This is a genomic window from Bradyrhizobium sp. CB82 (genome assembly GCF_029714405.1).
Lineage (GTDB): Bacteria > Pseudomonadota > Alphaproteobacteria > Rhizobiales > Xanthobacteraceae > Bradyrhizobium.
Genome location: NZ_CP121650.1, coordinates 1,145,663 through 1,169,524 on the forward strand (window position 1 = coordinate 1,145,663; position 23,862 = coordinate 1,169,524).

Annotated in this window: 24 protein-coding genes; 12 read left to right on the forward strand and 12 right to left on the reverse strand. The window is 64.6% G+C overall.

From position 1 onward, the window contains the following. Positions 1 to 130 precede the first annotated feature (130 nt). The 3 genes from QA640_RS05430 (at position 131) to QA640_RS05440 (ending at position 2,639) form a co-directional block, all read left to right on the forward strand. Entirely contained in the window at positions 131 to 1,228 is a 1,098-nt protein-coding gene (locus QA640_RS05430) for an ionic transporter y4hA (protein WP_283039717.1), read from the forward strand. 142 nt (positions 1,229 to 1,370) lie between these two features. Next, positions 1,371 to 1,655 (forward strand): cupin domain-containing protein, encoded by a 285-nt coding sequence (locus QA640_RS05435; protein WP_283039719.1) that lies wholly within the window; start codon positions 1,371 to 1,373, stop codon positions 1,653 to 1,655. A 93-nt stretch (positions 1,656 to 1,748) separates the two neighbouring features. Further along, entirely contained in the window at positions 1,749 to 2,639 is an 891-nt protein-coding gene (locus tag QA640_RS05440) for a hypothetical protein (protein WP_283039720.1), read from the forward strand. Between the two features lie 246 nt (positions 2,640 to 2,885). Here the strand turns inward: QA640_RS05440 and QA640_RS05445 are convergent, their stop codons facing one another. Both QA640_RS05445 and rpsU read right to left on the reverse strand, forming a co-directional pair. After that, positions 2,886 to 3,539 (reverse strand): tetratricopeptide repeat protein, encoded by a 654-nt coding sequence (locus tag QA640_RS05445; RefSeq protein ID WP_283039721.1) that lies wholly within the window; start codon positions 3,537 to 3,539, stop codon positions 2,886 to 2,888. A 126-nt stretch (positions 3,540 to 3,665) separates the two neighbouring features. Beyond that, the gene (gene rpsU / locus QA640_RS05450) at positions 3,666 to 3,968 is read right to left on the reverse strand and encodes a 30S ribosomal protein S21 (protein ID WP_027525171.1); all 303 of its coding nucleotides are present in this window, start codon (positions 3,966 to 3,968) and stop codon (positions 3,666 to 3,668) included. A 264-nt stretch (positions 3,969 to 4,232) separates the two neighbouring features. On the opposite strand from rpsU, the gene aqpZ reads away from it, so the two are divergent. Further along, complete coding sequence (gene aqpZ, locus QA640_RS05455) at positions 4,233 to 4,955, forward strand: aquaporin Z (RefSeq protein ID WP_283039722.1); 723 nt, start codon at positions 4,233 to 4,235, stop codon at positions 4,953 to 4,955. Between the two features lie 34 nt (positions 4,956 to 4,989). Here aqpZ and QA640_RS05460 read toward each other — a convergent pair whose 3' ends face one another. Continuing rightward, on the reverse strand, positions 4,990 to 6,096 hold the full coding sequence (locus QA640_RS05460; protein ID WP_283039723.1) for a 5-(carboxyamino)imidazole ribonucleotide synthase: 1,107 nt from the start codon (positions 6,094 to 6,096) through the stop codon (positions 4,990 to 4,992). After that, positions 6,093 to 6,581 (reverse strand): 5-(carboxyamino)imidazole ribonucleotide mutase, encoded by a 489-nt coding sequence (gene purE, locus QA640_RS05465; RefSeq protein WP_283039724.1) that lies wholly within the window; start codon positions 6,579 to 6,581, stop codon positions 6,093 to 6,095. The genes QA640_RS05460 and purE overlap by 4 nt, the downstream gene beginning before the upstream one ends. Positions 6,582 to 6,723: 142 nt before the next feature. On the opposite strand from purE, the gene QA640_RS05470 reads away from it, so the two are divergent. Beyond that, a complete protein-coding gene (locus QA640_RS05470) occupies positions 6,724 to 7,455 on the forward strand; it encodes a GGDEF domain-containing protein (RefSeq protein ID WP_283039725.1) in 732 nt (243 codons plus the stop codon). A gap of 114 nt (positions 7,456 to 7,569) precedes the next feature. Here QA640_RS05470 and QA640_RS05475 read toward each other — a convergent pair whose 3' ends face one another. The 3 genes from QA640_RS05475 to QA640_RS05485 all read right to left on the reverse strand — a co-directional run bounded on the left by QA640_RS05475 (position 7,570) and on the right by QA640_RS05485 (position 8,373). Then, positions 7,570 to 7,821 carry a hypothetical protein gene (locus QA640_RS05475; RefSeq protein WP_283039726.1) on the reverse strand — a complete coding sequence of 84 codons (252 nt, stop codon included), beginning with the start codon at positions 7,819 to 7,821 and terminating at the stop codon, positions 7,570 to 7,572. A gap of 24 nt (positions 7,822 to 7,845) precedes the next feature. Continuing rightward, positions 7,846 to 8,061, reverse strand: coding sequence for a hypothetical protein (locus QA640_RS05480; protein ID WP_283039727.1), 216 nt, complete (start codon positions 8,059 to 8,061; stop codon positions 7,846 to 7,848). Positions 8,062 to 8,166: 105 nt separating this feature from the next. Further along, entirely contained in the window at positions 8,167 to 8,373 is a 207-nt protein-coding gene (locus tag QA640_RS05485) for a DUF465 domain-containing protein (protein ID WP_280966661.1), read from the reverse strand. A gap of 330 nt (positions 8,374 to 8,703) precedes the next feature. Here QA640_RS05485 and QA640_RS05490 point away from each other — a divergent pair, with 330 nt between their 5' ends. Beyond that, positions 8,704 to 8,889, forward strand: a complete 186-nt coding sequence (locus tag QA640_RS05490; protein WP_283039728.1) for a DUF465 domain-containing protein — start codon at positions 8,704 to 8,706, stop codon at positions 8,887 to 8,889. A 113-nt stretch (positions 8,890 to 9,002) separates the two neighbouring features. Here QA640_RS05490 and QA640_RS05495 read toward each other — a convergent pair whose 3' ends face one another. Further along, a complete protein-coding gene (locus QA640_RS05495) occupies positions 9,003 to 10,106 on the reverse strand; it encodes an NAD(P)/FAD-dependent oxidoreductase (RefSeq protein ID WP_283039729.1) in 1,104 nt (367 codons plus the stop codon). Between the two features lie 199 nt (positions 10,107 to 10,305). Here QA640_RS05495 and QA640_RS05500 point away from each other — a divergent pair, with 199 nt between their 5' ends. The 6 genes from QA640_RS05500 (at position 10,306) to QA640_RS05525 (ending at position 18,180) form a co-directional block, all read left to right on the forward strand. Beyond that, on the forward strand, positions 10,306 to 12,990 hold the full coding sequence (locus QA640_RS05500; RefSeq protein WP_283039730.1) for an EAL domain-containing protein: 2,685 nt from the start codon (positions 10,306 to 10,308) through the stop codon (positions 12,988 to 12,990). 146 nt (positions 12,991 to 13,136) lie between these two features. Further along, positions 13,137 to 14,621: a glycerol-3-phosphate dehydrogenase gene (locus QA640_RS05505; protein WP_283039731.1), complete on the forward strand. Its 1,485-nt coding sequence runs from the start codon at positions 13,137 to 13,139 to the stop codon at positions 14,619 to 14,621. A 153-nt stretch (positions 14,622 to 14,774) separates the two neighbouring features. Continuing rightward, a complete protein-coding gene (locus QA640_RS05510) occupies positions 14,775 to 15,944 on the forward strand; it encodes an ABC transporter ATP-binding protein (RefSeq protein ID WP_283039732.1) in 1,170 nt (389 codons plus the stop codon). Continuing rightward, positions 15,941 to 16,852, forward strand: a complete 912-nt coding sequence (locus tag QA640_RS05515) for an ABC transporter permease (RefSeq protein WP_283039733.1) — start codon at positions 15,941 to 15,943, stop codon at positions 16,850 to 16,852. Before QA640_RS05510 ends, QA640_RS05515 begins: the two co-directional genes overlap by 4 nt. 1 nt (position 16,853) lies before the next feature. Then, positions 16,854 to 17,666 (forward strand): ABC transporter permease subunit, encoded by an 813-nt coding sequence (locus QA640_RS05520; protein WP_283039734.1) that lies wholly within the window; start codon positions 16,854 to 16,856, stop codon positions 17,664 to 17,666. 13 nt (positions 17,667 to 17,679) lie between these two features. Continuing rightward, positions 17,680 to 18,180 carry a DUF6622 family protein gene (locus QA640_RS05525; protein WP_283039736.1) on the forward strand — a complete coding sequence of 167 codons (501 nt, stop codon included), beginning with the start codon at positions 17,680 to 17,682 and terminating at the stop codon, positions 18,178 to 18,180. Positions 18,181 to 18,295: 115 nt separating this feature from the next. Here the strand turns inward: QA640_RS05525 and QA640_RS05530 are convergent, their stop codons facing one another. The 4 genes from QA640_RS05530 to QA640_RS05545 all read right to left on the reverse strand — a co-directional run bounded on the left by QA640_RS05530 (position 18,296) and on the right by QA640_RS05545 (position 23,667). Further along, the gene (locus QA640_RS05530; RefSeq protein ID WP_283039737.1) at positions 18,296 to 19,147 is read right to left on the reverse strand and encodes a carbohydrate ABC transporter permease; all 852 of its coding nucleotides are present in this window, start codon (positions 19,145 to 19,147) and stop codon (positions 18,296 to 18,298) included. Next, positions 19,144 to 20,016, reverse strand: coding sequence for a sugar ABC transporter permease (locus QA640_RS05535; protein ID WP_283039739.1), 873 nt, complete (start codon positions 20,014 to 20,016; stop codon positions 19,144 to 19,146). Before QA640_RS05535 ends, QA640_RS05530 begins: the two co-directional genes overlap by 4 nt. Before the next feature lie 122 nt (positions 20,017 to 20,138). Then, positions 20,139 to 21,524: an ABC transporter substrate-binding protein gene (locus QA640_RS05540; protein ID WP_283039740.1), complete on the reverse strand. Its 1,386-nt coding sequence runs from the start codon at positions 21,522 to 21,524 to the stop codon at positions 20,139 to 20,141. A gap of 196 nt (positions 21,525 to 21,720) precedes the next feature. After that, positions 21,721 to 23,667, reverse strand: a complete 1,947-nt coding sequence (locus QA640_RS05545) for an AsmA family protein (protein WP_283042729.1) — start codon at positions 23,665 to 23,667, stop codon at positions 21,721 to 21,723. Between the last annotated feature and the right edge of the window lie 195 nt (positions 23,668 to 23,862).

Consider the following 23,862-nt stretch of genomic DNA (forward strand, 5'->3'; position numbering starts at 1 on the left):
GATTTGGTACTGCTCGTCCAAAGCGCGATGAATTTCACCGCGCTTTGGGGTTTTCGTTTGAGCATGATCTCGGCGCAGGAAACCTCGGCACACTTTTCCGGATCACGCTCTGAGCAAATGGAATCCGTGGATGAGCGCCCATAGCCCGATGCCCCGGTCGGCCTGGATCTTTCCCGCGCTGGCCGTGCTGTTGTTCGTCGCCGTCACTGCGACGGACTACACCTTCACGCTGTCGCTCGGCGGCCTCGCCTTTGCGCTTCTCCTCCTCGTGATCCTGTTCGGAACGGTGTTCGCGGCTGTTCATCATGCCGAGGTGATCGCGGAACGTGTCGGCGAACCCTACGGAACGCTGGTGCTGACACTCGCGGTCACGATCATCGAGGTGGCGCTGATCACCACGATCATGCTGGGCGAGAAGCCGGCGCCGGAATTGGCGCGCGACACCGTGTTCGCGGTGGTCATGATCGTCTGCAACGGGCTGGTCGGCGTCTGCGTCTTCATCGGCGGCCTGCGCTACCGCGAGCAGGGCTTTCAGGTCTCCGGCGCCAACGTCTATCTCAGCGTGCTGTTCGCGCTCGCGACCATCACGCTGATCATGCCGAACTACACGGTCACCACGCCGGGACCGTTCTACTCGTCGATCCAGCTCGGCTTCGTCGACGTTGTTACGCTCGCGCTCTACGGCGTGTTCCTCTACACCCAGACAGTCCTGCACCGGGATTACTTCATCAACGAGGCCGCGGAAGGCGAGGGTGGGAAGGCCCATCTGTCGGGCGGGCTGTTCCTGCTCAGCGTCGCGCTGCTCCTGATCTCGCTGTTGGCCGTGGTGCTGCTGGCGAAGAAATTTTCGCTGGTGGTCGACGCGGTCGCAGCCAGGATCGGTGCGCCGCCGGCGTTCGCGGGTCTCTTGGTCGCGCTGCTGATCCTGCTGCCCGAGGGCGTCTCGGCGATTGCGGCGGCGCGCAAGAACGATCTCCAGAAGAGCATCAATCTTGCGCTGGGTTCCTCGCTCGCGACCATCGGGCTGACGATCCCGGCGGTCGGGGTCGCCACCTACGCGCTCGACAAGAAACTCGAGCTCGGCCTCAGCCCCCAGGACAGCGTCCTGCTGCTCCTGACCTTCTTCCTGAGCATGCTGACCTTCGGCACCGGCAGGACCAACGTCCTGTTCGGGCTGGTCCATATGGTGGTATTTGCCGTCTACGTGTTCATGGTGTTCGTGCCGTAGGGCATGATCCGGAAAAGTGTGAAGCGGTTTTCACTCGCGACAAACGCGGAGCGTTTGCGCGGAGATCATGCGCAAACAACAACCTGAGGCGCGATGTCGAATCCATCCTGACCCTCATCGTGCTTCAATCGGGAGAATGGGAATGTTGTCCGCCAAATCCGACGTTCAGGTCGACACCGACGAGGTTAGGGTCACCGAGTGGCGGCTGCCGGCGGGCGGCGCCACCGGCCATCACATTCACGGGATGGACTATGTGATCGTTCCCGTCACAGCCGGCCAGATGACCATCGTGGCGCCCAATGGGGAACGCTCCACGGCGCAGCTTTCGGCAGGCAAGTCCTACTTCCGCAAGGCCGGCGTCGCGCACGACGTGCTTAACGAAACTGCAACGGAGATCGTGTTCCTTGAGATCGAGTTGAAACCGTAAAGCGGTTGTGCCAATTGCCACCGATCCGTCGCAGTTGACCCCCTTACTATTGCCTCAAAGTTCCCGCATCAGATCGTGTGGGGAGTGGCCGGAATGCTGAAATACCTGACTAAAATCTCCATGGATATCTTCCCCTCGGTGCTCGCGACGATCATCGGGGCGTACATCGTTAATCACTACATCAACGCCCGGCCGGCCCCCGACACTCCCGCTGCCGCGGTCGCCCCTGCCCAGACCAAGAAGGATGCCAAGCCTGCCGACGTCGCGAATCTTCCCGCGCCCGGAGTGAAGGCCAAGGGCATGTCCGAGAAGAACTTGACGGACAAGCCGGCGGCCGAGAAGCCGGCGGACAACAAGGCTGCCGACCAGCCGGCCGAGGCCAAGCCCGCCGAGACTGCACCCGCCGAGACCGCCGCCGCTCCCGCCACGCCGCGCGGCCGGCCGGCGGCTTCCCGCGACGGCAAGGCCATGGCCAAGGCGACGTCTGCCCCGGTCGTCACCGCGCCGGCTGCCGAGGCCACGCAGGCACCGGCGTCGAACGCCGCGACACCTGACGCCAACGATCTTGCCCGCGCGGCGATCGAACGGCTGCGCAAGTCGCCCGAGGCCGGCTCGCAGGAGACGGCCCGTGCGCCCGAGGCCCCGCGCGTTCATGAAGCTCCGCGCCTCGTCACGGCGGCCCCGTCTTCCGTGCAGCCGCTGCCACCGCCGATCTCGGTGTCGACGCCGGGCCCGGAGGCCTACGGCTCCCCGATGACCTCGAATCCGCCCTACACCGCGTCCGTCGGCGCCGGTGACGATGCGAATCGATTGACGCCGCCCGCCGATATCCCGGTCCCGGTTGTGGTCGCGCCGCCGCTCGATCTGCGGGCCAATGCCGCCGGTCCCATGCCGCGGCCAAAGACCAACGTCGCCGACGAGATGCTGTCGGGCATGAAGTCGATGTTCCACGCGGTTCTGCCGAAGAGCGCCACCCCGGACTGACCTGGCGCGGCTCGCGCCTTCGCGATTCGTTCCTAGCGCGGAATGGCTTTGGGTTGAATCGACTGGGCCGCGGGCTCGTTCAACCTCTCCCGCTTGCGGGGGAGGTCGGCGCGAAGTGCCGGGTGGGGGTTCTCTCCACACGGGGAGTATCTCGATCGCGGAAGCACCCCCACCCCAGCGCTCCCCCGCAAGCGGGAGAGGGAGCGCACGTCCTCCGAGGCAACAAGGCCTGATCTCATCCCGTTCTCAGCCGCCGATGCGGGCGAGACCGCTGCGAGCGGCATCGTCGCGTGGACGTAGCGCGACCGCCCTTGTGTAGGACGCCGCCGCCTTGACCTTGTCGCCGAGGCGCTCATAGGCGAGCCCCCGCGTGGTCCAGACTTGTGCATTATGCGGATCGGCCTCGGAGGCTTCGTCGAGGTCGGTTGCGGCTTCCTTGACCTTGCCGACGGCGAGATAGCTGATGGCGCGGCCGAGCAACGGCTCCGGCTTCTGCGGATTGAGCCCGCTCGCCGCGCTGAAATCCGCGATCGCGAACTCGTGCTCGTTGTTGCCCTGATAGATCAGGGCGCGGCCATAGAGCGCCTGCGCATTGTAGGGATCGAGCGCGACCGCGCGGTTGAACTCTTCGAGCGCCGCCGCCGCTTCTCCCGATTTCGCGAGCGCCTGACCCTTGGCCGTATGGCTCTGTGCCTCAGTGACATTGCCGGCGCTGACCGCGCTCTCGGCGGGCGCGGCAGCAGCCTTGGGCGGGTCCTGCGGCTTCTCCTTCTCCGGCATCAGCGATCCCAGGTCGAACGAGCAGCCGGACAGTGCGATCGCGATCAGCGCGAGCGTGACGGAGCGCCGCCAGGGTCGGCACGACTGTGCCGGGCTGTGCTCGGGGAAAGGGGAGGCCATCTACGGGTTCGCTCGCGCTGGTGCCGCATCGGTAGTGCCCCGTCCCAGAAAGGCACCGCTCACAAAACAACAACGCGGGCCCGAGGCCCGCGTCATCGAAAACTCAGTCTTGCAAGACCAGCAATATCAGCGCGGTCCGCGCGGACCTGCACCGGGGCCGCCACGGCCGCCGGCGCCACGCTCGCCACCGGGGCCAGCGCCGAACACCGGCTTCGGCTTCATCGGCAGCAAGCCTTCACGCTGCAGCTTCTTGCGCGCCAGCTTGCGCGCGCGGCGCACGGCTTCGGCCTTTTCGCGGGCCTTCTTCTCGGATGGCTTTTCGTAGTGACCGCGGAGCTTCATCTCGCGGAAAATCCCCTCGCGCTGCATCTTCTTCTTCAGCGCCTTGAGGGCTTGATCGACATTGTTATCGCGAACGAGAACCTGCACGCGGCATCCTCTTCAGTGGATCGGATTTGAATTCTGGCAAGTCAAAGGGGATGGCAGAAAAGCGCAAGCCCTTAACCTTGAGCGCGCGGATGTATCAGACAAAACCTGAGATGTCCACCTGCCAAGCGGCCTCTCGGGCCAAGATAAGCCATTAAATGGGGCAAAAATGCCCCCGTGCGGCCCTGATTTGGGTGGTTTGGCGCCAATGGCGGGGCCGCTCCCGGAACTTTGATCCGGAAGTCTAGGAAATCAGGGGAGACGCGCATGGATATGAAGAAATATGCCGCCGAGGCCATCGGCACCTTCTGGCTCACCTTCGCGGGGTGCGGGAGCGCGGTGATCGCAGCCGGCTTTCCGCAGGTCGGGATCGGCCTGGTCGGTGTGTCCCTGACGTTCGGCCTGAGCGTGGTGACCATGGCCTACGCCATCGGCCACATCTCGGGCTGCCATCTCAATCCGGCCGTCACGGCCGGTCTTGCGGCGGGCGGCCGGTTCCCGACGGGACAGATCCTGCCCTATATCGTCGCGCAGGTCGTCGGCGCGATCGTCGCGGCCGCGCTGCTCTATGTGATCGCCAGCGGCGCCCCGGGCTTCGACATCACCAAGGGCTTTGCGTCGAACGGCTATGGCGCGCATTCGCCCGGCCAGTACGGCATGGTGGTGTGCTTCATCACCGAGGTGGTGATGACCATGATGTTCCTGTTCGTCATCATGGGCGCCACGCACGGAAGGGCGCCTGCGGGCTTCGCGCCGCTCGCGATCGGGCTTGCGCTGGTGATGATTCATCTCGTCAGCATCCCCGTCACCAACACGTCGGTGAACCCGGCGCGCAGCACCGGGCCCGCGTTGTTCGTCGGCGGCTGGGCGCTTGCGCAACTCTGGCTGTTCTGGTTTGCGCCGCTGATCGGCGGCGCGCTCGGCGGCGTAATCTATCGCTGGCTGAGCGAAGAGCCGTCAGGTGTCGTCGCCGGTGTGAAGACCGCGTGATCACAGTGGGGGATCGCGAAGCGCCGCGGTCCCTTCACTTGTCGCGGGCCTGAAGCACTTCGGTGACATGGCCCATCTTGCGGCCCGGCCGCGGCGTGCCCTTGCCGTAGATGTGGACGGTCGCGCCCGGAACGGTCAGCCAGTCCTGGTAGCGGTTGATCTCATCGCCAATCAGGTTCGTCATGGTGACGACCTCGCCGTGCCGCACGGGCTTGCCGAGCGGCCAGCCGGCTATGGCGCGGATATGCTGTTCGAACTGCGAGACGGACGCGCCGTCGAGCGTCCAGTGCCCGGAATTGTGCACGCGCGGCGCAATCTCGTTCACCAGCACCTTCGGTCCCGTGCCGTTGGCGAGCACGAACATCTCGACCGCCAGCACGCCGACATAGTCGAGTGCGTCGGCGATCTTCCCGGCGACGTCGCGCGCCTCTTCGGCAAGCGCGTCCGGAATCGCGGCCGGCGCGCGCGAGACCTTGAGGATGTGATCGCGGTGCTCGTTCTCGGTGACGTCGAAGCATTCGACCTGGCCTTCGGCCGAGCGCGCGGCGATCACGGAAATCTCGCGCTCGAACGGCACGAAGGCTTCGAGGATCGCCGACTTGGTACCGAGGCTGGTCCACGCTCTCGCGACGTCGTCATCCTCGCGGATGATCACCTGCCCCTTGCCGTCATAGCCGAAGCGGCGCGTCTTCAGCACGGCAGGCAGGCCGATCCTGGCGATCGCGTCACGCAAGGAGGTAACGGAGGTGACGTCGGCATAGGCCGCCGTGCCGATTCCGAGCCGGGTGGCGAAGTCCTTCTCGGCGAGCCGGTCCTGGGTGGTTTCGAGGATCTTGCGGTTGGGCAGCACGGGGCGGCGTGCGTCCAGCACCAGCGCGGCCGCGGCCGGCACGTTCTCGAACTCGTAGGTGATGACATCGACGTCATTCGCGAACAGCTCGAGCGCCTCGACGTCGGCATATTCCGCACAGGTCGCGTTCAGCACGACGTCGAAGGCCGGTGAGTCCGGATCGGGCGAGAACACCTGGCAGCGCAGGCCGAGCCGCGCCGCGGCCATCGCAAGCATCCGTCCCAATTGTCCGCCGCCGAGGATTCCGATCGTGTCGCCGGGCTTCAGCTTCACCCGTTTGCTGCCAGTCACGCCTTGTCCTCCGGGCGCTCGGCCACGGCATCAGTCTGTGCCTTGCGCCAGGCCACGAGGCGATCGGACAGCGCCGGATCGGACAGGGCCAGCACGGCCGCGGCCAGCAGCGCCGCGTTGATCGCGCCCGCCTTGCCGATGGCGAGCGTCCCGACCGGGATGCCGGCAGGCATCTGGACGATCGAGTGGAGCGAATCGACCCCCCTCAGCGCCTTGGATTCGACGGGGACGCCGAACACCGGCAGTTCCGTCAGCGCCGCCGTCATGCCGGGCAGGTGCGCGGCGCCGCCGGCGCCGGCGATGATGACCTTGAAGCCTTCGGCCTTGGCGCCCTTGGCAAAGGTGAACAGCCGTTCCGGAGTGCGGTGGGCCGAGACGATGCGGCTTTCGCAGGCGACACCGAGCGCTGTGAGCGTATCGGCGGCATGCCGCATGGTGTCCCAATCCGACTGGCTTCCCATGATGATGGCGATCGGCGCGGTCATGACGTCAATTGTGCTCGGGAATACAGAAACAGAGGCCAGATTAACGGTTCCGGCCGGCGGCTCGCAAGGCGGTGGCAAGGAGAAGGGAATGCACTATCCTGTCTTGGTGAATCCCCGCAAGCCTTCATTGAGCAGGATGCCCATGAAGAAACCAAAAAGGGCGATCGCTGCGAAGGCAAAAAAGGGCCGGAAAAGCAGCGGGAGCCGATCCAAACCCGCGGCCAGGCGCGCAAGGCGGCCAGTCAAGCAGTCCGCTGCGACCGCCGCCGAGGACGAGACCAAGAACCAAGCCGACGCGATCATCCGCGGTCTGCGCACCAAGCTCGCCCAGGCGCAGCGACGCATCGACGAGCTCGAGGCTGCTGCCGATACCGACTTTCTGCTCGGCATCCCGAACCGGCGCGGCTTCGAGCGCGAGCTTCACCGTGCGATCGCCTATATGACGCGCTACGCCGCTCGCGGCGCGCTGATCGTGCTCGATGTCGACCGCTTGAAGCCCATCAACGACAGCTTCGGTCATGCCGCCGGTGATGAGATGCTCAAGGCGATAGCCGCCACGCTGACGCGGCAGGTGCGCGCCTCAGACGTGGTCGGTCGCCTTGGCGGCGACGAGTTTGCGCTTTTGTTGTGGAACCTCAGCGAGACCGACGCCAGGGCCAAGGCGGCGGCTCTCGAGCAGGCGATCGACGACCTGTCCTTTGTCTTTCGCGGCCATCGCGTGAATGCGGGCGCCTCCGCCGGCGTCGCGCTGCTCGGATCTCACGCCAAGGCAGGCCGCGCAATGGAGGAAGCCGACGCAGCCATGTACGTCCGCAAGGCCCAGCGGCGGCACGAGCCGCGGATCAGGCTGATCAGCAGCGAGGCCGGAGCATGAGGCTGGAGCATGATGTGTCTTGGTTGAACCGGTACGAGCCGAGGGCTGGATTCACTTCTCCCCGCCTTGTGGACGTGAACCCAGCCCAGCGATCGCAACTTACTTTCATACGTTTTACAGCGCGCTGAGGTCTTCCGGCACGTTGCCGAACCTGCGCAGCAGCTTGGCGTCGCCGAACTCGCCGGTCATGGGGTCGCCGCTGCGGCTGAACGCGATCGCGCCGATATGGCCGGCCCCGTGCGCCAGGATCTCGGCGCGCCGCAGCGCGGCGGCTGAGGTCTGGCATTCCTCCGCCGCGCCGGCGACCGGCGATCCGTCTTCGTCGATGAGGAAAGGCAGTGCAACGTAATAGGTGACATCGGACATGGTCGGCTCCGAGTGCTCGTTGGCTCACGCGGCGCTGGATGCGCTCCGCAGCTTGTTGCGCGACGTCTCGGGAATGCAGCCGGCCGAAATTGCCGCCTGCAATTCCTCGAGCTCCGCTTCCAGATATTCGTTGGCCATGATCAGCGCCTTGATGGTGCTGCGCAGATTGCCGTCACACATCGCGATCGCCTGATCGCAGGCTTGTTCGTAATGGCTGTTGTCGAAGACGGCTGCGGACATGGCATTTCCCCCGAAAGCGGTTGATGATCGAATGTTCTTCTTTTGTTCTTTTTGAGTCAAGAGGAATCCGATGCGCGGAAAACGCGTCGGGCATGCCGGCTGCAATCAGGCGATGATGTCGGGCGTGATCTGGTCTTCGATGAAAGCGATACGGTCCCGCAACAGCAGCTTGCGCTTCTTCAGGCGCTGTAGCCGCAACAGGTCGGGCGCGGGCGATTGATGCAGTGCATCGATCGCCGCATCGAGATCTCGGTGTTCCTGCTGCAACCGGGCGAGCTCGGCTTCGAGTTCGCGCTCGTTTTCATTGGTCATGATGTGCGGTAGCCGGAAAACCCGATGAGGTTGCGAAAGGCTGTGGAAGGCCTGTGGAAAGTATCGTCCTTGCGCGACGTGATCGCAAGCGATCTGGGTCCTCTATCAACGTTCTCTCGCAAGATATTTAAGCGGATCTCGGCGCGGTCGCGGAAGCGGCATTGAAATCATGGATGATTCTAGTCGCAGTTCCTTACTCACGGTTCATTACATATGAATTTTCAAAAATGACAGTACGACCACGGATACCCATCGACAGAACGAATCGGTGATGTAGACTTGTTTGTCCGGATCGAATCCTGAGGTTCAACCCTACCGAGGAGGTTTCGAATGACAATTCAGGCACATCTTGTTGAATTGGAGCGGAAACACAAACTTCTCGAAAACGAATTGCACGAAGCTCTCGTGCACCTTTCAACAGACGACCTGCAAATTGTTGAGTTGAAGCGCCGGAAGTTGATGGTCAAGGACCAGATCGAGCGGTTGAAGCACGGCGCGGACGACACGCTCCACTAATAACCTCCATACATGAACAAGCCTGATCTCGTACCCTTAGCGCAGGGATGAGAGCTGTTGCACTCATCCCGCGTCGAGGTGCGAAGCGTTGCGCGATCAACTTCGCGCGACGTCTAGATGTTCGCGAGCTCGGCGACGTGGTCGGCGATCGCAAGCGATGACGTCAGGCCGGGCGATTCGATACCGAAGAGATTGATCAGGCCGTCCACGCCGTGATCGCGCGGGCCCTGCATCAGGAAATCCTGCGTGGCAACCGCCGGCGGAACGATCTTCGGCCGTATGCCCGAATAGCTTGGCATCAACGCACCATCAGGCAGGTCCGGCCAGTATTTGCGGATCGCCGGATAGAATCGCTCTGCGCGTGCGGGATCGACGGCATAGTCGATCGCTTCGATCCACTCCACGTCGGGACCGAAGCGCGCTTGGCCTGCCATGTCCAGGGTGAGGTGCACGCCGAGTCCGCCGGGCTCGGGCACGGGATAGATCAGCCGTGAGAACGGCGCCCTGGCGCTGCAGCTGAAATAGTTGCCCTTGGCGAGATAGGCCGGCGGAATCCGGTCGAGCGGCATGCCGTCGATATTGCGCGCCACCGTCGTCGCTGAAAGGCCTGCCGAGTTGACCAGCAGGCTGCATTGCAGCGTCATCGGCGCCTCGCCGCCGGCATCGATTTCGATGACGCCGCCGGATGCCTTGCCGCGGATCAGCGGCGTGTGAAACGCGAACGCAGCGCCCGCCGCTTCGGCCTCGCCGCGCAGCGAGAGCATAAAGGCGTGGCTGTCGATGATGCCGGTCGAGGGCGAGAGCAACGCGGCATCGCAAGCCAGCGCCGGCTCCAGCGCACGCGCGGCGTCGCCTGCGAGCATCTGCATGTCGAGCACGCCGTTGGCCTCGGCATGCGCCTTGATCGATTGCAGCTTCTCGGTCTCTTTCGGATTGGTCGCGACGATCAGCTTGCCGCAATTCTTGTGCGGGATGTCGCGCTCGGCGCAGTAGCGGTAGAGCGCATGCTTGCCGCTGACGCACAGCCGCGCCATCCAGCTCCCGGCCCGGTAGTAGATCCCGGCATGGATCACCTCGCTGTTGCGCGAGGAGGTGACGGTGCCGATGGCTTCCGCCGCTTCCAGCACGATCACCTCGCGCCCGGCCTGGGCGAGCCGCCGCGCGACCGCGAGCCCGACCACGCCCGCTCCGATGACGACGCAGTCAACTCTATCCATGGTGGGACGGGAGGTCGGTGAGCGGCAGGGCCGAGAGACCTAATAAACCGCATCCAAGGCGGCTCTCCATTAAGGAAGAATTTATCATGTCAGGGCAATTGCCGCATCTGGCATCACATTTTTCTGTCGTGCTGACAGGCGTTTACCCGATCCCAACCCGTGAGGCCAGACAATCCGGAGTTGAAATCGCGGGTGGCTGATGGCCGACAAGTACTGGCACGCGAGCGGCACGATTCCGACGTCTGTGCAGGCCCTGGTGTGCCTGGCCTGCACGGTTGCGCCCGTGCGCGCCTTTGCGCTGCCCGACAATTTCGCCCCGCCGAGCTATCTGGGCAGGCTCGATCCCAATCTGCTCTGGGAGGCTCTGCTCGGCGGCATCGCTGTGTGCTCGTTTCTTGCGGCCTCCGTGCTGTGGATCCACTCGGCGTTGCGACGGGCCCAGGGCACACAGCTCAGACGCAATGCCTTCGTCTCGTCCGCGCTGAACAATCTGAACCAGGGCGTGCTGATGACCGATGCGCAAGCGCGGATCATCTTCTGCAACGACCGCTATCTCGAGATCTACGGGCTGGCGCGGTCGGATCTCTGGACCGACATGACCGGTCTAGACATCCTCAAGCTGTGCCGTGATCGCGGCGTGCTCGGCGTGGCCGACGACGAGTTCTACGAGAAAGCGGCAAGCTCGAACGGCCTGATCACCGAGCTGCCCGACGGGCGCGCCATCCTGGTGAAATATTTCGTGCTGCCGAATGGCGGCTCGGTGGCGACGCATCTCGACGTCAGCGAGCAGCGCAACCTGTCGCGGCAACTTGCCTCCACCAAGCAGTTCCTCGAATCGGTGCTCGACAACGTCCCGGTCTGCGTGGCCGCGAAGAACATCGAGGACGGCCGCTATATCTTCGCCAACCGCGCCTTCGAGCGCTTCTCGCGCTTCTCCCGCGACCGCATCGTCGGCAAGCGCGCCGACGAGATCTTCCGCCCTGCCACCGCAGCTAGCATCGAGGCGGCCGATCGCGCGGCGCTGGCGTCGGCCGAGGGGCAGTACCGCAGCGAGATCAAGGTCGAGCGGGGCAGGGAGAGCCGCGTGCTGTCCTCGGTCCGCGTGATCGCCCGCAACCAGAACAACCAGCCCGAATTCCTCATCGCCCTGTTCGAGGACGTCACCAACCGGCGCTCGCTCTCGGAGGAGTTGGAGAGCACCAAGAAATTCCTCGAGCTGGTGGTCGACAACATTCCGGTCGCGCTCATCGTTGAGCAGGTCAAGGACGGCCGCTATCTGCTCGCCAATCGCAGCGCGGAGACGATCCTCAACCGCAGGCGCGAGGATGCCACTGGCCTGACCGCTTCCGACATCTTCAATGCCAAAGAGGCCAAGCTGATCATCGCCCGCGACGAGGCCGCGATCAAGAAGCGGGGGATGATCACCGAGGAGCATCCGATCTCGACCAAGGATGGTCTGCGGCTGTTCCTCACCCGCCGCGCCACCGTGCTCAGCGATGCCGGCGAGCCGGAATATCTGATCAAGACCCACGAGGACGTCACCGACCGCCGCCAGACCGAGTCGCGCATGGCGCACATGGCCTATCACGACGGCCTGACCGACCTGCCCAATCGCGCCGCCTTCCTCCAGGCGCTGACGCAGATGATCGAGGCCTGCGAGGGCACTGACGAGGAGTTCGCCGTGCTCTGCATCGATCTCGATGGGCTGAAGGAGGTCAACGACGTCTTCGGCCATGCGCTCGGCGACAAGCTCCTGGTCGAAGTCGCCCAGCGGCTTCAGAACGCTGCCCGCGGCGGCGTGGTCGCGCGGCTGTCCGGCGACGAGTTCGGCCTGATCATCGACGGCAAGCAGCCCGAGACGGGTCTTGCGCTGGCGCGCCAGCTCGGTGAAGCCCTTGCCCAGGAATTCCAGATCGACGGCCGCGCGGTGCGCGCAGGGGTCACCACTGGCATATCGGTCTTTCCGCACAATGGCGCGGAAGGCGCCTCGCTGCTCGCCAATGCCGGGGCGGCGTTGTTCCGCGCCAAGCAGAAGTCGCGCGGCACGATCAGCCTCTACCAGCCCGAGATGGACCAGCAGATCCGCGACCGCCGCGTGCTGCACCAGGACCTGTCGACGGCGATCAAGAACGGCGAGCTCTCCCTGGCGTTCCAGCCGCAGGGTGTCGCCGGCCACACTGTCGCCGAGAGCGAGATCATCGGCTTCGAGGCGCTGGCGCGCTGGCAGCATCCGGTCCGCGGCCAGGTCTCGCCGGCCGAGTTCATTCCCATAGCGGAGGAGAGCGGCCTGATCGTCGAGATGGGCGAGTGGATCCTGCGTCAGGCCTGCCGCGAGGCGGCTTCCTGGGCCAAGCCGCTCCAGATCGCGGTCAACCTGTCGCCGGCGCAGTTTGCCCATGGCGACGTGGTCGGCCTCGTCCACTCGATCCTGCTGGAGACCGGGCTTTCCCCGGGCCGGCTCGAGCTCGAAATCACCGAGGGCGTGCTGATCGAGGATTTTGATCGCGGCCTCGCGCTGCTGCGCCGCCTGAAGGCGCTGGGGGTGCGCATCTCGATGGACGATTTCGGCAGCGGCTATTCCTCGCTGAGCTATCTCCAGGCGTTCCCGTTCGACAAGATCAAGATCGACCGCGCCTTCGTGATCAATCTCGGCCGCAATCCCCAATCGGCCGCGATCGTGCGCGCCGTGATTGATCTCGGTCATGGCCTCGAAATGTCGATCATCGCAGAAGGCGTCGAGACGATCGAGCAACTCGCCTTCCTCGCCAAGGAGGGCTGCGACGGCGTGCAGGGCTATCTGCTCGGCAAGCCCTTGCCGATCGGGCAATATGCCCGCCTCATCGGCCGCGCCGAGACGATGGAGCTTGCGCTCAAGACCGGCTAGAGCGCTGATCGCGTTAGCCGTCTGTTTGCGCATGATCTCCGCGCAAACGCGTTCCGCGTTTGTCGCGAGGGAAAATCGCTACACACTTTTCCGGATCATGCGCTAGTGATGACGAAGTCCCTGCTTCGTTCGTTCACGACGGCTTCATGGCGGATTACGACCTCGCGATCATCGGTGGCGGCCTGAACGGCGTCAGCATTGCGCGCGACGCCGCCGGGCGCGGCCTTCGCGTCATTCTGTTCGAGCAGGGCGATCTCGCTGGCGCGGCCTCCTCGGCGACGCCGCACCTGATCCACGGCGATCTCTCGGTGCTGGAGCGTCGCGGCTTTGCTCGCGTGCGCCGGGCGCTGGCCGAGCGGAAGGTCTGGCTCGCGATTGCCCCGCATCTGGTTCGTCCGATGCGTTTCGTGATCCCTGCGCATTCCGACGAACGTCCGCCCTGGCTGCTGCGCGCCGGTCTCCTGCTCTACGACCGCCTTGCAGGGCGTGGCGGCTTGCCGCCGTCCGCGACCATCGACATCACGCATCATCCGGTCGGCAACGCGTTGAGACGGCCGTTCGGCACCGCCTTTGAATATTCGGACTGCGTCGTCGATGATTCCAGGCTCACCGTCCTGACCGCGCTGGATGCGGCGGAGCGCGGCGCCGTGATCCGTACCGGCGCGCGCTGTGTGCGGGCCGATCGCAACGATATCTGGCGGCTCGCCGTCGTCGATCGCGGCCACCGCAGGGTCATCACGACCCGCGCGCTGGCGAACACCAGCGGCGGATGGAGCGTGAGCGTCGCCGAGACCGTGCTCCGACAGCCGCCACCGCGCGCAGGCGCTGCCGTGCAGATCAGTCAGATCGTCCTGCCGCGGCTGTTCGAGTCCGACAATGTCTACGTGTTCCAGAACAGCGATGGCCGGCTGATCTTCGCCAGCCCGTTCGAGCGTGATTTCACCCTGATCGGCACCGTCACGCATGCCTTCAAGGGCGATCCCGCGATCGTCGCCATGCCGGTCGCCGACGTGACCTATCTCTGCGAGGCGGCCAGTCGCTATTTTCGCGAGCCCGTCGCGCCGGTCGATGTGGTGCGGACGATGTCGGGCGTCAATCTGGCGCCCGAGGCTGTGCGCCGGCGGGATGCTGGGCTCGCATTCGATGCGCGGCGGCGCAAGGCGCCGCTCCTCACGGTGTTCGGCGGCGACGTCACGACCGCGCGGTGGCGCGCGCAGCGCGCGGTGACCAGGCTGACGCCGTTCTATCCGATGTCGCGGCCCTGGACGGCGGCGGCGGCGCTTCCGGGCGGCAATTTTCCCTGGCAGAGCTTCGAGGCGGAAGTCGATGCCGCGCGCGACCGCTGGCGCTTTCTCTCCGAGGCGCAGGCGCAACGTCTGGTCGGCGCCTACGGCTCGCGGCTGTCGGCCGTGCTGGGTGAGGCGACGAGTCGTGCCGAGCTGGGGCCTGCTTTCGGTTCTGAATTGACGGGCGCCGAGGTGCGCTACCTCATGCAAACCGAATGGGCCCGCTTCCCCGATGACATCCTGTGGCGCCGCTCCAAGCTCGGCCTGACCATGCCGCCCGCCGATCGCGACGCGCTGGCCGCGTTCATGGCGAATGCGGTGAATGATCGGCATCGAACCGGTTGAGCCCGCGGCGTTCCGCCGCTAAAGCATGATCCGGAAAAGTGTGAAGCGGTTTTCCGGAAAGATCATGCGCAAGCAATAACCTAAAGCGCGATGACGATGCATCCTAGTCTCATCGCGCTTTAGCGTGCGGCAGCATTGGGGCCGGCAGGGAACATGGCTGACGAACGAGAGAGGATCGAGGCTGCGGACGCGGCCAGGCCTGAAGTGCATCCGGCGGCGGATCGGCCGCTGCTGCGCATCGACGGCGTGGTGAAGAATTTCGGCGCGTTCCGCGCCGTCGACGGCGTGTCGCTCGACATCGGGGCGGGCGAGTTCTTTGCGCTGCTCGGTCCCTCCGGCTGCGGCAAGACCACGCTATTGCGCATGCTGGCAGGCTTCGAGACGCCGGACCAAGGGCGCATTCTGCTCGGCGGCATTGACATCGCGCAGGCGTTGCCGCACGAGCGGCCGATCAACATGATGTTCCAGAGCTACGCGCTGTTTCCGCATCTGTCGGTGCGCGACAACATCGCTTTCGGCCTGAAGCGCGCCGGCATGGCGCGCGCCGATATCGCCACGCGCGTGGCTGAGATGGTGGCGCTGGTGAAGCTGGAGGGGATGGAGAAGCGCAAGCCGGACCAGCTCTCCGGCGGGCAGCGTCAGCGTGTCGCGCTGGCGCGTGCGCTGGCGCGCCGCCCGCAACTGCTGCTGCTCGACGAGCCGCTGGCGGCGCTCGACAAGAAGCTGCGCGAGGGCACGCAAGGAGAGTTGATGGAGTTGCAGCGCCGGCTCGGCATGACCTTCATCATCGTCACCCACGACCAGGAGGAGGCGATGACGATGGCGACCCGTATCGGCGTGATGGACGCCGGCAAGCTCGTTCAGGTCGCATCGCCGCGCGAGCTCTATGAAGCGCCGCGCTCGCGCTGGATCGCGCAGTTCGTCGGCGACATCAACCTTTTCGAAGGTGAGCTGCAATCGCATGAAGCCGATCGCCTGACCATTGCCACGCGCGATGCCGGAACGCTCGTCGTCACCGAGCCGCGCGAGGCGGTCGGCAAAGGCAAAATGTCCGTCGCTATCCGCCCCGAGAAGGTGAAGCTGGCGCGTCGCGGCTCCCCAGGCGGGATGGACCAGCGGTCGTCGGTCAACCAGCTTAACGGCACCGTCACCGACGTCTGCTATCTCGGCGGCAGCACCAGCTACAAGGTGAAGCTCGACACCGGCGGCACGATGCAGTCCTCGATGGCCAACACCGCGCGGCTCGACACCGACGTCTTCGGCCTGAACCAGCAGGTGGTTGCCTGGTTCGCGCCTGATGATTGCGTGGTGTTGGAGCGATGAGCGCACGCCGCATCTTCACGAGGCCAGCGCGCTTCGCCGCGATCGCGCCTTATCTCTGGATGGCGCTGTTCTTCCTGGTGCCGTTCGGCTTCGTGCTGAAGATCAGCCTGTCGCAGACGGCGATCGCACAGCCGCCGTACGAGCCGGTGTTCGATCTGACGGCGGGGTGGGCGGCGATCAAGGCCGCCTTCGGTGCGCTGTCGATCGACAATTTCAAGCTGCTGGTTTCCGACGACCTCTACGTCTTCGCCTATGTGCGCAGCCTCACCGTCGCGATCACGGCGACCGCGATCCTGCTCCTGATCGGCTATCCCATTGCCTATGGCATGGCGCGGCTGCCGAGGCGGTGGCAGGCGGTGGCGATGGTGCTGGTGATCGTGCCGTTCTGGACCTCGTTCCTGATCCGCATCTACGCCTGGATCAACATCCTGCAGCACGATGGTCTGCTCAATCAGATCCTGCTCGGGCTGCATCTGGTCAGCCGGCCGGTGGTGTGGCTATCCACCGACAGCGCGATGTATCTCGGCATCGTCTATTCCTACCTGCCGTTCATGATCCTGCCGCTCTACGCGACGCTGGCCAAGATGGAGCCGGCGCTGGAGGAGGCGGCCGCCGATCTCGGCGCGCCGCCCGGGGCGGTGTTCTGGCGGGTCACCTTTCCGCTGTCGCTGCCCGGCGTCGGCGCCGGCGTATTGCTCTGCTTCATTCCGATCGTCGGCGAGTTCGTGATCCCGGATCTCTTGGCCGGCTCCAACTCGCTGATGATCGGCCAGACGCTGTGGCTGGAATTCTTCACCAACAAGGACTGGCCGGTCGCGTCCGCGGCCGCCATCATCCTGCTGGTCGTGCTGCTCGCACCGCTGTTGCTCTACGAGCGGGTGCAGCGGCGGCAATTGGAGGAGCGGTGAGATGCGCAAGCGCGCTCGCCTGTCCCGCTTCAACATCGCCTCGCTCGCGCTGGGGCTCGCATTCCTCTACTTGCCGATCCTGATTCTCGTCATCTATTCCTTCAATGCCTCGCGGCTGGTGACGGTGTGGGGTGGCTGGTCGCTGCGCTGGTACCGCGAGTTGTTTGGCGATCGCGCCATGATCGAGGCGGCCTGGATGAGCCTGCGCGTCGCTGTCGCCTCGGCCAGCATTGCGACCGTGCTTGGAACACTGGCCGCGGTGGCGCTGTCGCGCGGCGAAGGATTTCGTGGCCGCACGCTGTTCTCGGGCATGCTCTACGCGCCGCTGGTGATGCCGGAGGTGATCACCGGATTGTCGCTGCTCCTTCTATTCGTGGCGCTGAACGCCGAGCGCGGCTTCTGGACTGTGACGATCGCGCATACCACGCTCACCATGTGCTTCGTCGCTGTCGTGGTGCAGTCGCGCCTCGGCTCGCTCGACCGCTCGCTCGAGGAAGCCGCCATGGATCTCGGCTGCGCCCCCGTCCGCGCCTTCCTTTCGGTCACGCTGCCGCTGATCGCGCCCGCGATCGTGGCCGGCTGGATGCTGGCGTTCACGTTGTCGCTGGATGATCTCGTGATCGCGAGCTTCACCACCGGCCCTGGTTCGGCGACGTTGCCGATCCGGATCTATTCCGAGGTGCGGCTCGGGGTGAAGCCCGAGATCAACGCGATCTGCACGCTGGTGATCGGCCTGATCGCCATCGTCATCGTCATTGCCTCGCTCGCCTCGAAACTCTCGAGCTCGCAGGGCGAGAGTGCGGCGCCGCTTTGAGCAGGGAGCAATCATGACCTTTGCCTATCAGATCCTGATCCATACCCCGGTCTGGGTGTTCGCGCTGTTCGCCTTCCTGGTGTGGCAGGGCATCAAGGCCATGCAGCCGCGTACGACGCCGATCTGGCGCGCCTTGATCGTGCCAGTGGTGTTCATCGTCTGGGGCGTCTCGCGGATCGGCTTCGGGCATCAGGATAGTGCGTGGCCGCTGTTCGCCTGGATCGCGGCGGCGCTGGCGCTGCTGCCGCTCGGTATCCTGACGCCGCGTCCGTTCGAGGTGGACCACAAGAGCGGCGAGATCATCCGGCCGGGCGGCGCATTCCCGCTGATCCGCAACCTCATCGTGTTCGGCCTGCAATATGCCGTCGGCGTGATCTCGGCGATCGATGCAAGCGACCGCGCGCTCGCGATCATCGTCGGCCGCGTCGTCTCGGGCGCGACCGCCGGCTATTTCATCGGCTCGACGATCGCGCTCCTGATCGCCTATCGCAGGAAGCGCGCGGCCGCACTCTGATCTGTCATTCCGGGGCGCGCGTGAGCGCGAACTATGGTGCGCAATTGCGCACCTGAGAATCTCGAGATTCCGGGTCCGGTGCTGACGCACCGTCCCGGAATGACGGTGTGTGGGACTACGACTTCACCGCACCCGCCGTGAGTCCGCCCACCATGTAGCGGCGGAAGGCGTAGTAGATCGCAGCCGGCGGCAGCGCGTAGATGAAGCCGGTCGTCATGAGCAGCTCCCACGGCGAGTCGTCGGCGGCGAGGAAGTTGCCGAGCGCGACGGGGAGCGTGATCTCGCGGTCGTTCGACAGCAGCAGGAACGCGTAGAGATATTCGTTCCAGGCCAGCAGCACCGCATAAGTGCCGATCGCGACCAGCGAGGGCATCATCAGGGGCAGGTAGACCAGGCGGAAGATCTGCAGCGTGGTGGCGCCGTCCATCACCGCCGCTTCATCGAGCTCCACCGGCAGCTTGTCGGAGGCCTGCTTCAACACCCAGATCGCATAGGGCGAGGCGATCGTCACCATCGCAAGGATCAGCGACCAGTGATTGTTGAGCAGCCCGTAATTGCCCATGGTCCGGTACATCGGCACGGCGAGGAACGCCGCCGGGATGAAATAGGTGAACAGCGCCAGATTCATCACCACGCGTCCGCCGGGCACCTTGAGCCGCGAGATCGAAAATGCTGCGGCGGTCGCGATGAACAGCGTCAGCGCGCCGACGGATGCCGCGATCACGACCGAATTCCAGAACTGGATGTAGAAGTCGCGCAGGAAATAGTGCTGCTGATTGAACACGATCGAGAAGTTGTGCAGCGTCGGATGGTCAGGCCACAGTTTTCCCGAGAACGCGTCCTCCTTCGGGGAAATCGCGAACAGGAACATGTGATAGATCGGCACCATCGTCCAGATGAACACCGGGATTCCGATCAGCAGCAACTTTGCTTCGGTCGCGACTTCGCGTAAGGTAGGGAGCTTCATCGCGACAACCGTTTCATCATGAAGTACACGAGCGGCAGGACGAACGGCATCGCGCAGACGATGGAAGCCATCGCGAGCGAGAGCTGGTCGAGCCGGAGATAGCGGATGCCGAGCGTCGACAGCACATGCGTGAGGTCGGCCGGGCCGCCGCCGGTGAGCAGATAGACGCTGTTGAAGTCGCCGAGCGTCCAGATCATCGAGAGCAGCGTGCAGGTGACGTAGAGTGTCTGCATCGACGGCCAGGTGATGTAGCGGAATTTCTGCCACCAGCTCGCGCCGTCGACCTCGGCGGCCTCGAACAAATCGTGCGAGATCGCAAGGCGTCCGGTGATCAGGATCAGCGTCCAGAACGGCAGCGATTTCCAGATGTGCACGGCGATCGCCATGGTCAGCGCGACGGTCGGATCGTTCAGCCAGTTCGGGCCGTCATCGCCGGTGAATGAGAAGATGAGGTGGTTGACCATGCCCCATTCGGGATTGAGCATGAAGCGCACCGACAGGATGGTCGGGATCGACGGCACTGCCCAGGGCAGGATGAAGATCACCGAAAGCCATTTGATCCAGGTGCGCTGCTGCACGAAGAAGCCGGACAGAAACAGCGCGATCAGCATCTTGATGTTGATGCCGATGACCAGGAAGATGAGGGTGTTGACTGCGGCGCGTGCGAAGATCGGGTCGTTGTAGAGCGCGACATAGTTCGCTGGATCGCGCGCCAGCCACAGCCCGTAACAGACGGGATAGACGACGAAGGCCAGGAAGACCAGGAAATAGGGCGCGAGCAGCACGATGCCCCAGATCTGCGCCGGGGTCAGCCGCGACGACAGAGGCGGCGAGGCTATCGCGTGATCGCCAAAGAGCGTGATCGCCATTCTTTTCGAACTCTTCTCTTTTCAAACTCTTCTCTTGTCAAACTCTTCAAAGAGATGCCGGCCGCGAAACGCGGTGTTGTTCTTGCACCTCTCCCCGCGAAGCGGGGAGAGGTGAGGATGACTCAACCCGCGACCTGCTTGATGCGGGCGATGAGCTCGTCGACGGCCTTGTCGACCGGGACCTTCTCGCTCACCACCCGGTTCATCGCCTTGGCCCAGACGTTCTCGTTGTTGAGGATCGTGAACTTCCAGTTCTTGGTGAAGTCGAACGGCGCGGTGCCACCCGTGAACTGGTTGTAGACTGCCTTGCGGTGCCGGTCAGCCTGCCAGAACGGGCTCGCCTGGCTTTCCTTCGTCACCGGGAACCAGCGGCCGAGCGCGCCCTCGATGTAGGGGCGGACGTTCTCTTCCTGGAGCAGGAAGCTGATGAACTGCTTGGCCTCGGCCTTGTTCTTGGCCGCGGTGAAGATCAGCCCGGTCTTGACGTCGGAGCGGTAGCGGATGGTCGAACCATCGGGCGCCTTGGGGAAGGACGCGGTGATGATGTCCTGCTCATAGGCCTTCTTGCCGGCCTCGCGCTGCTCGGGTGTGAGCGCCTGGTTTTGGGAATCCTCGTACCACTTCGCCGCGATCGAGATCGTGAAGTTGTGGGTCATCACGATCGTCTTGTTGTGGAAGGCGACGTTGTTGTCCGGATCCTTCCAGGTCGTGGAGGAGGGCGGGGTGCAGCCCTTGATGTAGGTGTCGGTGTAGTCCTTCAGCGCCTTGATCAGACCGTCGCGCACCTTGGGATCGTCGACCAGCAGTTTGCCATCGTCGTCGACCAGCTTGACGTGGTAGGCGTCCATGAAAGTGTAGAACGACTGGAAGGCGTCGGTCGATTCCACGCCCATCGGCTGGCCGACCGCATAGATGCGCTGACCGGTCGCCTTGCGGATCGCTGGCTGCACCTTGTCGCACCAGAACGACCAGTATCCGTTCCAGTCGGTCGGGATGTCGCTCTGCTTGAAGCCCGCCTTCTCCAGCATGTCGTTCCAGATCTGGACGTGCATGCTCTGCTGCTTCAGCGGGAAGCCGTAATAGGCCTTCTTCTTGGCGACGTCATTGTAGAGGATCGACGCTTCCAGCGTGTTTGGTACGAACCTGTCCTTGATCGGCTCCATGACGTCGGACAGATCCTCGAGCTTGCCCTCAAAGGCCCACTTGCCCTGCGCCTGCACGTCATAGGAGTCGGAATAGGCGACATCGGGCACGGTGCCGGCATCGAGCGCGGCCACCGTCTTCGGAATCATGTCCTGGATCGCGTATTGCGACAATTCGACCTTGATGCCGGTCTTGGCCTCGAACTTCTTGATCGTATCGATCAGCGCGTCGTCTTCAGATTTATAAAATCCCTTGCCCCACCAGACCGTGATGGTCTTCTGCTGGGCAAACGCGGGTGCAGTGACTGCAAACAGCCCAACCGCAGCGACCGCGAGTGATAGTGCACCAACAACCTTAGATTTCACGTTTTTCTCCCTCAAATCGCCGGTGTTTTAACCGGTTGGCTAAAAACACTAGCGCATGGCCGTGGCCCGATCTAGCGGCATCTTGTCAGACCTAGGTCGAGGGGGATTTCGCCCGCGAACAGCCTTGACGTCGCGCATCGATCCAATCGACGCATCAATTCACGGCAATCAATTCGCGTCGTGCCGATCGTGCGCGTTAATTGGATTTCGCGCCGTCCTTGGCGCTGTCCTTCGCGTTCTCCGCCGTCGGCGCGGCCGCGGCATCGGGCGCGGCGGGCTTGGCGCCGGTGAAGCGCTCGAGCACCGAGCGCACGGCGTCGCGCGTCTTGGGATTGCGCACGGATTCGAGCAGCGGTGCTGACGCCGGCGAGCGGCGGATCAGGCTTTCCGGATCGGGGAAGATCAGCGGATCGTCCCAGGGACCCTGCACCACGAAGGGCAGCTCGAAGCCGGACGCGCCGTTGAGACTCGCCACGCCCTTCATGTCGTATTCGCGCGTCGGCACCGAGGCGGTGCCGGTCAGCGTGATCTTCGCCGTCGGTCCCTCGATGTGGATGTCGTCGGCGGTCGCGATGCCGTCAGCGAATTTCACCGACAACGTCATGTTGTTGTAGGGCGTCGAGCCGCTGCGGAAGTTGCCGCCGCCCGACAGCGGCCGCCGCTCCAGCCGCTTCAACAGCTGTTCGGCGTTGAAGCCGGCGATCGCGCCGTCATGCCCGGTCACCGAGGCGGTACCGTCGAGCGATTGCACGAGGCCGAACGGGCTCGAGCCGGAGGCGACCAGCGACACGTTGATGTTGCCGCGGCCGGACAGCTTGTTGATGCCGAACAGCTCGGAGGTGCAGGCCTGCAAATCGACGTCGGTGAACTGGAATTGCGCCTTGACATCGGCGACCGTGTCGGAGCGCGCGATCCCGAACGAGCCCCTGGCGATGCCGCCATAGACCTGCGCCTCGCCGACCGAGAGCGCGAGCGTGCCGTTGCGCAAGTTCGCGCCGATCGCGGTGCGGCCGAATTTCGACGGTCCGACCGTCAGCCGCGCCGCCGACAGGCGCATGTCGAGATCGGTGCTCGACAGGCCGTTGAGGTCGAACAGCTGCCTGTTCCAGTCGCGCGCGCCGCTGGCCAGCAGGCGGAAGGTCGAGATGTAGGGCGTGAAGTCGAGCGCGTCGGCGGCGAGCGTAGCCTGGAGCGTCTGCCGGCCGTTGTTGGCGTAGGTCATCACGCCTTCGGCGACGTTGCCGTCGAGCTCGACATTGACGTTGGTGAGCGCGATCGAGGCGCCCACCACGTTGGCGCGCGCCTTAAGCGCGAAGCGGCCGAAGCCGCCGCTGCCGGGCTGCGGCTGGCCGGTCCAGCGCAGCGCGTTGCGCAAGGACGGGCTGTCGATGGTCAGCGTGCCTTCCATCATCGCGCTGGTGCGGTTGGCGACGCTGCCGTCGAAGGCGAGTTTCAGCGGCGGACTGGTGATCCGCGCCTTCAGGCCCGAGCGGTCGCCGGACAGCGCTGCGACGAAATCGGAGAAGCTGATCGAGCCGTCGACGCGCTCACCGCGCCAGTCGAACTGTCCGGTGGCGGCAAAGGAGCGCGAGATCGAGGGCCACGCCAGCGACAGGTCGATGTCCTCGAGCTTTTCGGTGCCGTGGCTGGCGACGTCCTCGTAGTCGAGCACGCCGTCCTGGACCCGGATCTCGGAGAACGACACCTGGTTGTCGGCGCCGGGCTTCATGGTGCGCGCGATGGTCTGGATGAAGGGAGTCCAGTTGCTGTCGCCATTGGCTTCGAGGCTGACGTGGATATGCGGCCGCAGCAGCATCAGGTCGGCGATCTCGAAGCGCTGGAGCAGGAGCGGCAGCAGCCGCAAATTCGCGGTGAGCACGTCGACATGGAGCGCCGGATCGCTGTCCCCGCCGGGGCCCTTCAGGCTGACGTCATGGAAGGAGACGTAGCTCGCCGGCAGCACCGAGATGTCGATGGCGCCAGCGACATTGAGCTCGAGGCCGGTGACGGCGCGGATCTGGCCCTCCACCGCCTTGCGCAGCGCCTCGCGGTTAATCAGCCAGGAGGTCGCGACCAGGGCGATCAGCACGATGCCGAGCAGCGCCGCAATTGGCGTCCCCAGGCGCTTCATTCCTTGGGCCATCGTCAATGGCATGTCCTGATCGGGTTGTTGTCGGATGCTCAAAGGGACGAGCCGGGGGCCTCACGCGCCCCAAATACCAGTCCGCAACTTGCAAGTCCCGCAACTTGATGGGTTTTCTTGTCGCTTTCAAGGCCGCGGAGGCGGTTATGCCCACGGCGTAGGCAGCCTCTATCATCGGGCTCAAGCGGGCGAAAC